Annotated in this window: 10 protein-coding genes; 4 read left to right on the forward strand and 6 right to left on the reverse strand. The window is 71.3% G+C overall.

Annotated features, from left to right (window positions below; translation table 11 throughout):
- Window positions 1-17 precede the first annotated feature (17 nt).
- Window positions 18-2,018, reverse strand: coding sequence for a bifunctional metallophosphatase/5'-nucleotidase (locus ACVFI9_RS16605; RefSeq protein ID WP_474763283.1), 2,001 nt, complete (start codon window positions 2,016-2,018; stop codon window positions 18-20).
- Window positions 2,019-2,188: 170 nt separating this feature from the next.
- Here ACVFI9_RS16605 and ACVFI9_RS16610 point away from each other — a divergent pair, with 170 nt between their 5' ends.
- A complete protein-coding gene (locus tag ACVFI9_RS16610; RefSeq protein WP_474763284.1) occupies window positions 2,189-3,148 on the forward strand; it encodes a DMT family transporter in 960 nt (319 codons plus the stop codon).
- Between the two features lie 42 nt (window positions 3,149-3,190).
- On the opposite strand, the gene ACVFI9_RS16615 is transcribed toward ACVFI9_RS16610, so the two are convergent.
- The 3 genes from ACVFI9_RS16615 to ACVFI9_RS16625 all read right to left on the reverse strand — a co-directional run bounded on the left by ACVFI9_RS16615 (window position 3,191) and on the right by ACVFI9_RS16625 (window position 7,343).
- On the reverse strand, window positions 3,191-5,737 hold the full coding sequence (locus tag ACVFI9_RS16615; protein WP_474763285.1) for a DEAD/DEAH box helicase: 2,547 nt from the start codon (window positions 5,735-5,737) through the stop codon (window positions 3,191-3,193).
- Window positions 5,738-5,789: 52 nt separating this feature from the next.
- Window positions 5,790-6,521, reverse strand: coding sequence for an LGFP repeat-containing protein (locus tag ACVFI9_RS16620; protein ID WP_474763286.1), 732 nt, complete (start codon window positions 6,519-6,521; stop codon window positions 5,790-5,792).
- Window positions 6,522-6,752: 231 nt separating this feature from the next.
- Window positions 6,753-7,343: a TetR/AcrR family transcriptional regulator gene (locus ACVFI9_RS16625; RefSeq protein ID WP_474763287.1), complete on the reverse strand. Its 591-nt coding sequence runs from the start codon at window positions 7,341-7,343 to the stop codon at window positions 6,753-6,755.
- Between the two features lie 159 nt (window positions 7,344-7,502).
- Between ACVFI9_RS16625 and ACVFI9_RS16630 the strand changes: the two genes are divergently transcribed.
- Together ACVFI9_RS16630 and ACVFI9_RS16635 are read left to right on the forward strand one after the other, a co-directional pair.
- Window positions 7,503-7,769, forward strand: a complete 267-nt coding sequence (locus ACVFI9_RS16630; RefSeq protein WP_474763288.1) for a hypothetical protein — start codon at window positions 7,503-7,505, stop codon at window positions 7,767-7,769.
- A 74-nt stretch (window positions 7,770-7,843) separates the two neighbouring features.
- Window positions 7,844-9,964: a hypothetical protein gene (locus tag ACVFI9_RS16635; RefSeq protein ID WP_474763289.1), complete on the forward strand. Its 2,121-nt coding sequence runs from the start codon at window positions 7,844-7,846 to the stop codon at window positions 9,962-9,964.
- Between the two features lie 48 nt (window positions 9,965-10,012).
- On the opposite strand, the gene ACVFI9_RS16640 is transcribed toward ACVFI9_RS16635, so the two are convergent.
- The gene (locus ACVFI9_RS16640) at window positions 10,013-10,726 is read right to left on the reverse strand and encodes a DUF1353 domain-containing protein (RefSeq protein ID WP_474763290.1); all 714 of its coding nucleotides are present in this window, start codon (window positions 10,724-10,726) and stop codon (window positions 10,013-10,015) included.
- Between the two features lie 152 nt (window positions 10,727-10,878).
- Here ACVFI9_RS16640 and ACVFI9_RS16645 point away from each other — a divergent pair, with 152 nt between their 5' ends.
- Window positions 10,879-13,317, forward strand: a complete 2,439-nt coding sequence (locus tag ACVFI9_RS16645; RefSeq protein WP_474763291.1) for a phosphoketolase family protein — start codon at window positions 10,879-10,881, stop codon at window positions 13,315-13,317.
- A gap of 6 nt (window positions 13,318-13,323) precedes the next feature.
- Here ACVFI9_RS16645 and ACVFI9_RS16650 read toward each other — a convergent pair whose 3' ends face one another.
- Window positions 13,324-14,313, reverse strand: a complete 990-nt coding sequence (locus ACVFI9_RS16650; protein ID WP_474763292.1) for an aldo/keto reductase — start codon at window positions 14,311-14,313, stop codon at window positions 13,324-13,326.
- Between the last annotated feature and the right edge of the window lie 2 nt (window positions 14,314-14,315).

Raw genomic sequence — 14,315 nt, forward strand, 5'->3', positions numbered from 1 at the left:
GACTCAGCTCACGCGGCTCACAGTGGAAGCGTGAACGAGCTCGACGTGCCGGTCGGGGTCGTGACGACGAATCGCGAGGTCGCGGTGGCGTCCGCGGGGATGTCGAACGTCACGGTCGCCCGGCCGATCTCATCGAAGGTCGACGGGTCGGGGAACGACGGGTCGACCGCAGTGGTCGCGAGCTCGACGCCGTCGAGCGAGACGGTGACGGTGCCCGCCTTCGGCTCGGTCGTGCTGAAGTCGAGCGACGACAGGTTGACCGTCGCCTGGCCGCTGCCGACGCCGACGACGTCCACGCCGACCGCGCGCTGCGCGTAGTCGGGCGTGGCACTGCCGAACGTCTGGAAGTAGTCGACCATCGCCTCGAGGTCGATCTTGCCGCTGTCGGCCTTGGTCGCCTTCACGGCGTCGAGCGCGAAGGTGGCGAAGTTGTCACCGCCGCCGCCGAGGAACGAGTTGGCGCCGACCGTGTACATCGCTGCCGGGTCGATCGGCACGCCGCCGAGGAGGATCTCGGTGATGTGCGACCCCTGCGCCGCAGTCGGGTCGTAGGTGTAGGTGAGCGCCTCGTTCACGCCGAGCTTCAGGAACGGACGTGAGGCACCGGCCGGCTGCCACTGCTCCTCGAGCACCGCCTTGACCTGCGCCCCGGTCATCTCGACCGTCACGAGCGTGTTCGCGAACGACTGCACGTTCGCCGCCTCGCGATACGTCGTGTCGCCGGCGTCGATGTCGGCGCGCAGCCCACCCGGGTTCATGAACGTGATGTCCACGCTGCGCGTGCCATCCTCGTTCAGCGCCCAGAGCTGCACGTCGGCGACGAAGTTGCCGAGCGTCGACTCCCCGCCCCGGTTCTCTACGAGCGCGGGCTGGCCATTCACGACGCCGGGCCGCTGCGCGCGGTTGAATGCGCCCTCGGCCTGGCCGATGACCACGTTGCCGAGTTCGTCGGCGACGGCGGTGGCCTCGGCGACGATCGGAACGATCCTGGGGTCGGGCTCGTACAGCCACTCCGTCACGTTGCCGTTGGCGTCGCGCGTCACGGCCATCGTGTAGAGGGTGTTCTCCATGCTCAGGAGCGTGTCGGTCTTGCGGTCGTAGCGGATCTCCATGTTGCTGAACCGCTCGCCGTACTGGCCGCTCGAGATGACGGGGCGACCGTCGATCACGTGGTTGTACGGCAGGTGGGTGTGACCTGAGACGATCGCGTCGATGTTGTCGTTCGCGTTCAGCACGATGTCGCCGAACCGGGTGGTCGGGTCGATCGCGGACGCGATGTCGGTCGTCGCCGCACCCTCGTGCACGAGCATGATGATGATGTCGGCCTCGCCGTTGTGCTTCTGGCCGTCGCTGAGCTGATCGGCGACGCGGTTGGCCGCCTCGACGGGCGAGCCGACCTCGATCTCCTCGATGCCGGTCGGGCTCACGAGCGACGGCAGCTCGTCGGTCACCGCGCCGACGAATCCGACGGTCACGCCCTGGAACCTCGCCAGCCAGTACTCGGGCAGCGCGGGGTCATCGGTGCCGTCGTGGTAGACGTTCGCGCCGAGGTACTCCCAATCGGCGGCCGGCATCACCCGGTCGGTGAGATCGGCGAAGCCCTGGTCGAACTCGTGGTTGCCGACGGCGCTGACGTCGAGACCGGCGGCATTGAGGGCCTCGATCGTGGGCATGTCCTGCTGGATGAACGACGTGAACGTCGAGGCGCCGATCATGTCGCCGGCGGCGGCGAATACCGTGTTCCGGTTCGCGTCACGGAACGAGTCCACCGCCGTCGCGAGTCGGGCGATGCCGGCGGCGGTGCCGGACTGCTCGATGCGACCGTGGAAGTCGTTGACCGTGACGAGGTTGATGTCCACGACGTGGGGATCTTCGGGCGGCGCGGCCTGTGCCGGCGCCATCGCTCCGAGCGTGAGACCGACGGCCGTGGCCGCGGTGAGCGCTCCGGCGGCGACCCATCTGCGTGAACGTCGGGTGCCTCTGGTGCGGAGGCCCGCACCGTTGGAATGTGGCTGCATTCCGTTGTCTCCTCTGCGAATCGCGCCGAGGAGTTCGATCAGCGGTCCCCGGCCGTGCGCCCCCGCACGGCACGGGGACTCTCGCAGCATATGTTCACGCCACGACCGAGGGAAGACTTCGAGGGCTTTCCTCGCCCTCTGGATGCCGATCGTTCACGGATCCTGCTCACATGAGCAGCAACACCCGGCCCGTCAGCGCGGATGAGCGTCGCACCGGACCGACGCTAGGCTGGCCGCCGATGCTCACCGCCGTCTTCTCCCTCAGCGGCGCCCTCCTGTTCGGCGCGGCCGACTTCCTCGGCGGCCTCGCCGCCAAGCGGATCAACGCCATGCTCGCGACGGCGGTCGCCGGGCTCACGGGCTTCGTGCTGCTCGTCGCCGTCGCACCGTTCCTCGGCGGAGCGTGGACCGCCCACGACGCGCTGTGGGGCATCCTCTCGGGCGTGGCCGGCGCCGTTGCGATCACCCTCCTCTACGCCGCCCTCGCGATCGGCCCGATGAGCATCCTCTCGCCGCTCACCGCCGTCATCTCCGCGGTCGTGCCCATGGCCTGGGGCCTCGTCGTGAGCGGCGAGCGGCTCGCCGCGGTCGGATACTGGGCACTCGGCCTCGCCCTCGTCGCCGTCGTGCTCGTCGGCTTCGTGCCCGAGCGCGGCGCCGTGCGCCCCAGCCTGCGGGGGCTCGTCATGGCGATCGGCTCCGGGCTCGCCATCGGCACGTTCTTCATCACCATCGACCAGACGAGCGACGAGAGCGGCATCACCCCGCTGATCCTGAACCGCGGCGTCACTGCCGCGATCATCTTCACGGTGCTCGGCGTGCTCGCCGCGGCACATGCGCTGCGTCGGCGGGACGCCGGCGTTGACGTCGACGTCGAGCGGATGCCGCGCCGCGCCGCAGGCGGACTGCGCCTCGCCGTCGCGTGCGGCGTCGTCGACGTGACCGCCAACGTGCTCCTCCTGTTCGGCATCCGCGCCGGCGACCTCTCGGTCCCCGCGGTGCTCGGTGCGATGTACCCCGCCGGCACCATCCTCCTCGCGGCCCTCGTGCTGAAGGAGCGCATCGCGCCCGTGCAGTGGGTCGGGCTCGGACTCGCGCTCGCGGCGGCGGGGATGCTCGCGCTCGCATAGGGTTCTCGAGACGCGGCGGCGCCGCGCCTCGACCAGCAGCCGCTACAGCCGCACGATCTCGGTGATCCGCACGACGGCCGTGCCCACCTCGGCGGACGCCTCGAGGTCGACCTCGCCGCGGATCCGCCAGTCGTGGTCGCCCGCGGGGTCGTCGATCACCTGTTCCACGCGCCACAGGCCGGCCGCGGCATCCGCCTCGTCGATGGTGACGAGCTTCGGCGAGCGCGCCGGGCCGCCCGTGCCGATCGCGTCGTGCTCGGCGTAGTAGCGGTCCAGCGCGCCGGGCCAGTCGACGTCGGGATCGAGCTCGGCGAGCTCCTCGTCGCGCTCGAGGGCGGCCAGCTGCACCCGACGGAAGAGCTCGTTGCGCACGAGCACCGTGAACGCGCGGCGGTTGGTGACCACCGAGGGCGGCGCGGGCGGCACGACGGGGGCCTCGTCCTCCGGCAGGTGCGCGGTGGGGTCGACGAGCTCGTTCCACTCGTCGACGAGGCTCGAGTCGACCTGGCGCACGAGCTCGCCGAGCCACTCGATGAGGTCGAGCAGCTCCTCGTCCTTCGCCTCGGAGGGCACGGTCTGCCGGATGGCCCGGAACGCGTCGGACAGGTAGCGCAGCACCAGGCCCTCGCTGCGGGCGAGCTGGTAGAACGCGACGTACTCGCCGAACGACATCGAGCGCTCGAACATGTCCCGCACGACGGATTTCGGCGACAGCTCGAAGTCGCGCACCCACGGCTGGCTCGAGGCGAACGTCTCGAACGCCTGGGCGAGCAGGTCGGCCAGGGGCATCGGCCACGTGACCTCCTCGAGCAGCGCCATGCGCTCCTCGTACTCGACGCCGTCCTGCTTCATCGCGGCGACGGCCTCGCCCCTGGCCTTGAACTGCTGCTGCGACAGGATCGGCCGCGGGTCGTCGAGCGTCGACTCGATGATCGAGACCACGTCGAGCGAATAGTGTCCGGTGCCGACCCCGACGGTCCCTGAGCCTGCCGAAGGGTCCGGGTCGAGCAGCTCGATCGCGGCGAGCGCGAACGGCGACAGCGGCTGGTTGAGTGCGAAGTTCGGCTGCAGGTCGACCATGAGCCGGAGGTCGGCGAGCCGGTCCGGCGCCGACGCGGGCAGGAGCTCGACGACGCCCGCGTCGCGCAGCGTGCGCAGCAGCTCGAGCGCGCGGCGCGCGAGCTCGTACTGCCGGGCGCGCGACTCGTGGTTGTCGAAGGCGAGCGACCGGATGCCGCGTGCCACGTCACCGCCGCGTCCGATCACGTTGATCAGCATCGCCGCCGTGAGCTTCAGCTGCGGCACGAGCGGCTCGGGCTCGGCCGCGACGAGCCGGTCGTACGAGCCCTCGCCCCAGGTGACCTGACCGGACGGCGCCTTCTTGCGCACGACCTTCTTGAGCTTCTTCGGGTCGTCGCCCGCCTTGCGGAACGCGGCCTCGTTCTCGATCTCGTGCTCGGGCGCGAGCACGACGACGGTTCCGGCCGTGTCGTACCCGGCTCGTCCGGCGCGCCCGGCGATCTGGTGGAACTCCCGGGCGCTCAGCTGCCGCATCCGCTGCCCGTCGAACTTCGCGAGCGCCGTGATGAGCACCGACCGGATCGGCACGTTGATGCCGACGCCGAGCGTGTCGGTGCCGCAGATCACCCGCAGCAGCCCGCGCTGCGCGAGCGTCTCGACGAGGCGCCGGTAGCGGGGCAGCATGCCGGCGTGATGCACGCCGATGCCCGCGCGCACGAGTCGCGAGAGCGTCTTGCCGAACGCGGTGGTGAACCGGAACCCGCCGATGGCGTCTGCGATCTCGTCGCGCTGCTCGCGTGTGACGACCCGGATCGACGACAGCGCCTGCGCCCGCTCCATCGCGGCGGCCTGCGAGAAGTGCACGATGTAGACGGGCGCCTGCCGGGTCTCGATGAGCTCCTCGACGGTCTCCTGCACGGGGGTCTTCGCATAGGAGAAGTGCAGCGGCACGGGCCGGTCGACTCCGGTCACGCGCGCGGTCTCGCGACCGGTGCGGCGGGTGAGGTCGTCGGCGATCGCGGTGACGTCGCCGAGCGTCGCCGACATGAGGATGAACTGCGCGCGCGGCAGCGTGATGAGCGGCACCTGCCACGCCCAGCCCCGATCCGGGTCGCCGTAGTAGTGGAACTCGTCCATGACGACCTGGTCGACCGCGGCATCCGCCCCGTGTCGCAGGGCCAGGTTGGCGAGGATCTCGGCGGTGCAGCAGATGATCGGGGCATCCGGATTGACCGAACTGTCGCCCGTGACCATGCCGACGTTGCGGGCGCCGAAGATCTCGACGAGCTGGAAGAACTTCTCGCTCACGAGTGCCTTGATGGGCGCCGTGTAGTAGCTGCGGCCCCCCTGGGCGACGGATGCCGCATGCGCGGCGACCGCGACGAGCGACTTGCCGGTGCCCGTCGGCGTCGACAGGATGACGTTGGAGCCCGAGACGATCTCGATGACCGCCTCGTCCTGCGCGGGGTAGAGCGCGAAGCCGCGCTCGTCGGCCCATTCGACGAACGCCTCGTACATCGCGTCGGCGTCGTACGGGCGCGGAGCGCGGTCGAGGAGCGGCTGGGTCATCCGTCCGAGTCTGTCACGCGCGGGGCTCGCGACGCGCCGCCGCAGCCCGGTGTCAGGCGGCGCGGGGGGCGAAGTCGGCGGCGAGGCGGCCGAGGGTGTCGCACTCGTCGATGTCGAGTCCTCCGGCGGAGGCGTCGGATGCCCCCGACTCGCGGGCTCCGACGAGGGTGATCTCGGGACCGCCGGCCGGCGACCACGTGATGGTGCCCTGCTCGAAGCATCCGCTGAACTCGCCCGCCTCGTACCGCACGTCGGCAACGGGGAGGCCGAGCGTCGACCGCTCCCAGCCGAGGAGCGACCAGATGTCCCGCACCATGCCGTGCACCACGGCGGCGCCGTGTCGGGCGGTCCAGTAGATCGAGCCGCCCTCGAAGTGCGCGTAGCCGCCGTCGACCCCCGCGAGCGGCTGCTCGTCGGTGGTCGGCAGGCCGAGGAACGACGACTCGCCGCCGAGGTCCCGCCACCGCGCGGCGATCTCGCCGTGCACCTCGTGGGCCCCGGTGCGCTCCGACCAGAAGACGGTGCCGTGCTCGTAGTCGCGGCGGTACACCTCGGCTTCGCCGACGCGGGTGTGCGGCGCCTTCGCCTCGCCGAGCCACGCGTGCTGCGCCCGCTTCTCGCTGATCGCCGGCACCGCGAGGAGCAGTCGGCTCGACGGGTCGAAGCGCACCGCCGTGCGGAAGTCCGACCAGCTCACGGCGCGCTCGCGGCGGCTCGTGCGGTGCTCGGGTCGTGCGTGGTGGGTGGGCGACGGTCGCTGCGGTCGCGTCATCCGCTGGTCCATGGTGGTGCTCCGCTCATCGGCCCGGCGATGCCGGGGAGGGGCCCGGTGATCCGGGTGAGACAGGTGAAGCCGGCCGGCACCCCACGTCGAGAGGAGGTGCCCGGCCGGCTATCGGATCGCCTGGCCGTGGAGACAGTTCCCCCTGCGGCCCACGGCCCGACGATCGACTCCCACGCTACGAGCGCGGCGGACTCGGTGGATCAGGGGTACCCCTGAACTTCGGATGCCCCGTCAGCCCACGCGCTCGAGGGCCGCACGGGCGGCCGCGGTGACGGTGTCCACGATCGACGCCCGCCGCGCCGCCGCGCGGTCGGGGCCGCTGCCCAGGAGGAAGCCGTCGAGCTGGCCGAGCACGGGCCAGGCGTTCACGAGCAAGACGATGGTGAGGAGCAGTTCGCCCGCGGTCTCGCGGTCGACGCCGGGCAGGAGTTGCCGGAAGCCGGCGAGCTTCTCCTCGTGGTACGAGGCGCGAGTGGCGTCCGCCGTGGGAGCGGTGCCGCGTTCGAGTCCCTCCCAGAAGACGAGTCGCGGGATGACGCCGTCGGCGAGGTGGTGCTCGAAGAGGCGTCCGGCGTAGTCGCCGACGGCCTCGGCTCCGACGCCGGTCATGGGCACGTCGTCCATCGAGGCGCGGAGCCTGGTGCCGAGCACGGCGGCGAACAGGTCGTCCTTCTTGCCGAAGTACTGGTAGATGCGCTCCTTGTTCACGCCGGCGGCCTGGGCGATGCGATCCACGCGGGCTCCGGCGAGTCCGTGCTCGGCGAACTCGGCGGTCGCGGCGTCGAGGAGTCGCCGCCGCGTGCGCTCGGTATCCCAGGCCATGCGTGCAGTCTACAATTCCCAACTGGATAGTTGCGGATGTCCCGCCCGCGTGCTTCAATTACAACCATTCAGTTGGAAATGACCACAGGAGCACGAATGCCCAGCGATTCCATGACCTCGACCGCCCAAGGCTCTTCGCCCGCGCCGGCCACTTCGCCCATGCCCCCCGCCCCGCCCATGCCTCCGGCCCCGCCCTCGGTGCACGTGCGCGCCGTCGTGACGTGGATCGCGATCTTCCCGCTCGTCGCGGTCGGCCTCGTCGCCCTCGCCCCGTTCGCGGGGTCGTGGCATCCGGTGTTCCGCGCCTTCGTGCTCACGATCGTCATCGTGCCGCTCGCGGTGTACCTCGTCGTGCCGCAGCTCCTTCGCGGATACGTCGCGCTCCGTCGCCGGCGCGCCGCCCGCGTTCGGGGGGTCGACGCTTGATCCGGCCGATCCCGGGCCACTAGCGTTCGGACAGGCCGACATCCGCCGGCGCGTGATCGTCGCAGGAGGACCGCATGCTCATCTCGACCGCATCAGACGAGCACGATCAGCCCGCTCCGAAGCCCGGCGAGTTCGACGTCGCCCTCGTGGTCGTGCACGGGATGGGCGACGCGTTCACGAGCCAGGTCCTCCTGGAATGGGCGGAGCCCCTCCTCGGACGTCTCGACTGGCTCGCGCGCGATCCGCTGATCGGCGGCGGCGCGGACGGGCACGGCGTGAAGGTGCACGAGTCGACGCTCGTCGGCGACACCCCGCAGATCACCGCGACGGTCACGTTCCCACGTCGAACCGGGGAACAGGGGACCGCGAGGCTCCTGCCGCCGGCCACCGACGCGGAGCCCGCACGACGGCACCTCGCGCTCCTCGAGGCGAGGTGGTCGGAGTCGTTCGTGCCGATGACTCGCGGGCAGGTCTTCAAGTGGGCGATGCCGTTCCTGTGGCGTGCCATCGTGCGGATGCTGCGACTCTTCGTCGGCACGATGGTGCTGGTCCCGTGGTACACGATGCGCCAGCACCTCAAGGCGCCCGCAGAGAACCTCCTGCTCTGGCGCTGGCTGAACTTCATCGTCGACTGGGTTCGGATCATCGTGGGAACCGCCTTCTTCGTCGTCGTGACGCTCTTCGTCGTCGCCCTCGGCGCGGTGGCCACGGTGCTCCTGCCGCTCCTGAGCCCGTTGCTGCTCATCCCGTGGTTCAAGGACCTCGCGCAGGGCGCGATCGACGGCATCGTGGAGTCGATCGGCGACGTCGCCACCTGGAAGGAGCGGCCGGTGCGGGCGTCCGCGATGCGACTGGTCGTCCGCGACGCCCTCACGCGCGCGCGCGAACTCGTCGGCGACCGAGGCGAGGTGCACGTGCTCGCGCACTCCCAGGGTGCCGCCGTGGCGACGTACACGATCCTCGAGGAGTTGAAGCCCGCCGATTTCCGGCTCCGACGGCTGACGACGGTCGGTGCGGCGGTGGTGCTGCTCGGGCGCGAGAACTGGCCCGGCCGGAGCACGCCGTACCACCCGGTGGACACCTGGCTGCGCATGAACCGGGAGGCACCCGAAGGGGAGCGCCTGGCCTGGGAGAACCACTGGGCGACCTGGGACCCGTTCTCCGCCGGACCGATCGCCGATCGCGGTAGGGACGCTCGTGCGCGGTGGCGCACCGCGTACTTCCCCGAGGGCGCCGCCCCGCCCGACGGACCGGAGGAGCACGCCGTGCACAACACGAGCCAGCCGTTCCTCGACCACTCCCTGTACTACGACAACGTGCCCCAGGTCATCGAGCCGACGGCGCTGCACCTGCTCGGCGACGACTACCCCCGACCTCCCGCCACGGTCGCCGCCCTCGAGGACCGGCTCTCGGTGATCGGGAAGAAGTCCTCCACGGTGAACGCGTTGGCGGCACTCGTGATCGCAGCGATCGTCCCGGGTCTGCCCGCCGTGTCCGCGTTGCTGGCGAACCTCGTCGGCTCGATCACCTCGTTCATCACCGGGATCATCGGGGCCGTGACCGGCTTCTTCACCGGCACCGCGCCGGAACCCGACACCACGGAGGGGTCGTGGCTCCTGGCTCCCGACGGCGAGAGCCTGTCGACCGCCGGGTGGGTGCTCGCCTCGATCCTGCTGTTCGCCCTGCTCGTGTGGGTCGGCCAGCGCATCCAGCGCTGGATCTACCGTTCGCGGGTTTGGGAGCGGTGCCCGTACGATGCGAAGGTCTGGCTGACGCTCACGACCATCCCGAGGGCCGCCTACGTCCTCGGCGCCGCAACGGCGATCTGGTTCGCGATCCTCGTGTGGTGGACCGACGACGTCCGGACACTGCTCATCAGTGCGGCGATCCTGCTCATCGTCAGTGCGTTCGTCGTCGTCGAGCCCAGGTTCTCACCGGCCCCTGTCGTGGTGCCCGGCCCCGAGTTCGGGCCGAGCGGCACGCCCGCCCATGCGCCTCAGCGCCCACCCCTCATCCGTCCCACGATCGGGAACATGATCGAGGACACGGACTACCAGGGTGAGCGGGACGCGCGAGCCAGGCTCATGCGCCACCCGACGACCTGGTGGTCGAGGTACTGGGCGCACGCCTTCTACCGGTGGAGCGAACCCGGGACTCCCACGGAGTCGCCGACGACGGGTGCTGCCACGACCTGAGCGCGGCGAGGTCGCGACACGACGGGCCGGCGACGGGCCGCCGCCGCATCAGCGATCCGCTCGCACCGTGGGCCGCAGCACACCCGCGGGGTCGCCACCGGTCAGCAGTTCGACGACCGCCTCGACGAGCCGGAACGGCACCAGAGCCGCGAGGTGCACCACGATGAGCGGGCCGAGCACCCCGCTCGCGAAGTTCAGCAGGAGCATGAGCGACGCCAGCCGCCACCACGGCACCGCCGCGAGCGCCGGCAGGAGCACGAGTGCGAGCCAGGCCGGGTTCCAGAACGCGGCGACGGATGCCCCGGCCACGACGAGCGCGCCGAGCACCGCCTGCACGAGGAAGAGCACGCCTACGGCGCCGCCGAACGCGCGCTCCCGGTCGGCCGAAACCCACGCCCACATCAGCCACGCCCGCAGGAGCGGCACGCCCTGCTCACGAAGGGCGGTGCGGAACACGCGATCGTCCTCGCGACGGAGGGTGAGCGCGGCCCGTCGGTCGCCGAGCTCATCGGCCACCCCGGAACGGTCGTCGTGGAGGAGCGCCGGCGCCGACTGTCGGCCGTAGCTCGCGATGAAGCTCCACAGCCAGTGCGGCACCGACGCGAGGTCGCTCGTGCGCCCGGCGCGGATGGCGTACCGCCGCCCCGACACCGGGTCCTCGTAGCCGAAGCCCTGCCGCACCTCGAAGCGGGAGCCGTCGGCCGGACGCTGTGCGAGCAGCAGCTCCTCGAGTGTTCGACCCTCGTCGGTGCGGAACGGCATGCGGCCTCCTTCGCTCGCGACCCATCATGCCGCGCTGCGCCGACCCTGCCCGCGCGGGCGCGCGGTCGGCGCGGTCGGCGCCCACGATGCTGGCCGCCGGGCGGCTGCGCGACCTAGGCTCGGGAATGCAGCCGAGTCGAACGGGGGAAGCGATGGCCGGAGCGCACGAGCAGGGCGTGGCATCCGAGACCGGCGCGCCCGGGGCATCCGTCGACCTGGCGATCGTCGACGCGTGGTGGCGCGCGGCGAACTACCTCAGCGTCGGGCAGATCTACCTCATGGACAACCCGCTCCTCGACGAGGCGCTCGAGCCCCGGCACCTCAAGCCGCGCCTGCTCGGCCACTGGGGCACCTCCCCCGGGCTCAACCTCGTCTACGCCCACCTGAATCGCGCGATCGTCGAGCGCGGGACGCCCGCGCTGTACGTCTGCGGCCCCGGACACGGCGGCCCCGCCATGGTCGCGAACACCTGGCTCGATGGCACCTACTCCGAGCTGTTCCCGGCCGTCACGGCCGACCGTGACGGCATGCGGCGCCTGTTCCGCCAGTTCTCGTTCCCCGGAGGCATCCCGTCGCACGCGGCGCCCGAGACGCCCGGCTCGATCAACGAGGGCGGCGAGCTCGGCTACTCGCTCATGCACGCCTACGGCGCCGCGCTCGACAACCCCGGGCTCGTGGTCGCGTGCGTCATCGGCGACGGCGAGGCCGAGACCGGGCCGCTCGCCGCCAGCTGGCGCGGACACGCGTTCCTCAACCCGGTGACCGACGGCGCGGTCCTGCCGATCCTGCACCTCAACGGCTACAAGATCGCGAACCCGACGCTGCTCGCACGCATCCCCGAGGCGGAGCTCGTCGAGTTCCTCCGCGGCAACGGCTACGAGCCGCTGCTCGTCACCGGCGGCTTCGACGGCGAGGACCCGATGGCCGTTCACGCGCGCATGGCCGACGCGATCGACGTCGCCTTCGAGCGCCTGGCCGACATCCGAGCGGATGCCGCGACCGGCGCCTTCGCCGAGCGGCCGCCGGGCTGGCCGGCCATCGTGCTGCGCACCCCCAAGGGCTGGACGGGGCCCGGTGTCGTCGACGGGGTTCAGGTCGAGGGCACGTTCCACGCGCACCAGGTGCCCCTGAACGAGGTGCGCGAGAACCCCGAGCACCTCGCCATGCTCGAGGCGTGGTTGCGCTCGTACCGCCCCGAGGAGCTCTTCGACGACGGCGGGCGCCCGATGCCCGCGCTCGACGCGCTGCGCCCGCGCGGCGAGCTGCGCATGAGCGCGACCCCCGTGGCGAACGGCGGCCTCCTGCGGCGCCTCGACCTTCCCGCGACCGAACCGTTCGCGGTCGACGTCGCGGCCGAGGCGCGCGGATCGACCGGTGAGGCCACGAGCGTCTTCGGCGAATGGCTCGCCGAGCTCATGCGCCGGAACCCCGACGACGTGCGGCTGTTCGGGCCCGACGAGGTGCTCTCGAATCGGCTGGGCGCGGTGTTCGAGGTCACCGATCGGGTGTGGGCCGAGTCGATGCATCCGCTCGACGAGCACCTCGCCCGGTCGGGGCGCGTCATCGAGGCGCTCAGCGAGCACCTCATGCAGGGCCTGCTCGAGGGATACCTGCTCACCGGCCGGCACGGGCTCATCACGAGCTACGAGGCATTCATCCACATCGTCGACTCGATGTTCAACCAGCACGCGAAGTGGCTCGAGTCGGCGAACGACGTGCCGTGGCGGGGCGACGTCGCATCGCTCAACTACCTGCTCTCCTCGCACGTGTGGCGGCAGGACCACAACGGGTTCTCGCATCAGGACCCCGGCTTCCTCAACGTCGTGGTGAACAAGCAGGCCGACGTCGTGCGCGTCTACCTGCCGCCCGACGCGAACACCCTGCTCGCGACCATGCGGCACGTGTTCGACACGCAGAACCGCGTCAACGTCGTGGTCGCCGGCAAGCAGCCGCAGCCGCAGTGGCTGTCGGCCGAGGAGGCCGGGGCGCACGTGACGGCCGGGCTCGGGGTGTGGGCGTGGGCGGGCAACGAGCCCGACTTCGACATCGACGACCCCGGGGCATCCGTGCCGGACGTCGTGCTCGCGTGCGCCGGCGACGTGCCGACGCTCGAAACGGTGGCGGCCGCCCAGCTGCTGCGCGACCGCCTGCCCGGGCTCGCCGTGCGCGTCGTGAACGTCCTCGACCTGATGCGCCTGCAGGATCCCTCGCACCATCCGCACGGCCTGCCCGACCTCGCGTTCGACGGGATCTTCACCCGCGAGTCGCCCGTGATCTTCGCGTTCCACGGGTATCCGTCACTCGTGCACCAGCTCGCCTACCGGCGCACCAACCACGAGAACCTGCACGTGCGCGGATTCGTCGAGCGGGGCACCACGACGACGCCGTTCGACATGGTGCACCTCAACGACCTCGACCGGTACCGGCTCGCCCTCGACGTGCTGCGCCGGGTGCCCGGCCTCGCGGGGCGGCCGGGGATCGCCGAGATCGCCGACGAGTGGCACGCCGCGCGAGCCGCCGCCCGCGACTACGCGTACGAGCACGGGGAGGACCCCGCCTGGCTCACTGGGTGGGAGTTCCGCGCCGGCTGAGCTCCCCTACCAGCGAGCGTGCACCTGCGCGCTGATCTCTCGGTCGTAGAGGTCGTGCACCTTCGCGTCGAAGCCCTCGGGCAGCTCGAGCGAGCCCGCCGCGGCGTTGGCGCGCGCCTGCTCGGGGCTGCGCGCACCGGGGATCACCGAACTCACGCTGTCCTGCGCCGCGACCCAGGCGAGCGCGACCTGCGCGGCCGTGGCGTCGGGCGCGGCTGCGCGCGCGAGCTCCGAGAACTCCGCCGCAGCACGCACGCCCGTCTCGTAATCGACGCCCGAGAAGGTCTCGCCCACGTCGAACGACTCTCCGTGCCGGTTGAAGCTGCGGTGGTCGTTCGCCGCGAACTGCGTGTCGAGCGTGTACCGGCCCGACAGCAGCCCGCTCGCGAGGGGCACACGCGCGATGATGCCGACGCCGGCGGCCCGGGCGGCGGGCAGCACCTCGTCGAGCGGCTTCAGCCGGAACGCGTTGAGGATGATCTGCACGCTCGCGACATTCGGTCGGGCGATGGCCGTGAGCGCCTCCTCGACCCGCTCGACGCTGACCCCGTACGCGGCGATCGCGCCCTCGTCGACGAGCGTGTCGAGCGCGTCGAACACGCGATCGTCGGAGTACACGGAGGTCGGCGGGCAGTGCAGCTGCACGAGGTCGAGCGTGTCGACGCCGAGGTTGGCCCGTGACCGATCGGTCCAGGAGCGGAAATGCTCCATCGAGTAGTTCGCGTGCTCCTGGGGCATCCGGCGGCCCATCTTGGTGGCGACCGTCACGCCCGAGTCGGGGTGCTCGCGCAACCAGCGTCCGATGAGCGACTCGCTTCGGCCGTCGCCGTAGACGTCGGCGGTGTCGAAGAACGTGACCCCGGCGTCGTGGGCCGCGTCGAGCACGGCGAGCGCGTCGGCCTCGTCGACCTCGCCCCAGTCGGCGCCGAGCTGCCAGGTGCCGAGTCCGATGATCGAGACGGTGCGGCCGGTGCGGCCGAGCGTGCGGGTCTGCATGG

This window comes from Agromyces sp. NSFZ (assembly GCF_056156205.1).

Excerpts from the sequence above, each read along its gene's own strand:
- ACVFI9_RS16625 (WP_474763287.1), bottom strand. The coding sequence starts at position 7,343 with ATGGCCTGGGATACCGAGCGCACGCGGCGGCGACTCCTCGACGCCGCG.
- ACVFI9_RS16615 (WP_474763285.1), bottom strand. The coding sequence starts at position 5,737 with ATGACCCAGCCGCTCCTCGACCGCGCTCCGCGCCCGTACGACGCCGAC.
- ACVFI9_RS16610 (WP_474763284.1), top strand. The coding sequence starts at position 2,189 with ATGAGCAGCAACACCCGGCCCGTCAGCGCGGATGAGCGTCGCACCGGA.
- ACVFI9_RS16650 (WP_474763292.1), bottom strand. The coding sequence starts at position 14,313 with ATGCAGACCCGCACGCTCGGCCGCACCGGCCGCACCGTCTCGATCATC.
- ACVFI9_RS16645 (WP_474763291.1), top strand. The coding sequence starts at position 10,879 with ATGGCCGGAGCGCACGAGCAGGGCGTGGCATCCGAGACCGGCGCGCCC.
- ACVFI9_RS16620 (WP_474763286.1), bottom strand. The coding sequence starts at position 6,521 with ATGGACCAGCGGATGACGCGACCGCAGCGACCGTCGCCCACCCACCAC.
- ACVFI9_RS16630 (WP_474763288.1), top strand. The coding sequence starts at position 7,503 with ATGCCCCCCGCCCCGCCCATGCCTCCGGCCCCGCCCTCGGTGCACGTG.
- ACVFI9_RS16635 (WP_474763289.1), top strand. The coding sequence starts at position 7,844 with ATGCTCATCTCGACCGCATCAGACGAGCACGATCAGCCCGCTCCGAAG.
- ACVFI9_RS16640 (WP_474763290.1), bottom strand. The coding sequence starts at position 10,726 with ATGCCGTTCCGCACCGACGAGGGTCGAACACTCGAGGAGCTGCTGCTC.
- ACVFI9_RS16605 (WP_474763283.1), bottom strand. The coding sequence starts at position 2,018 with ATGCAGCCACATTCCAACGGTGCGGGCCTCCGCACCAGAGGCACCCGA.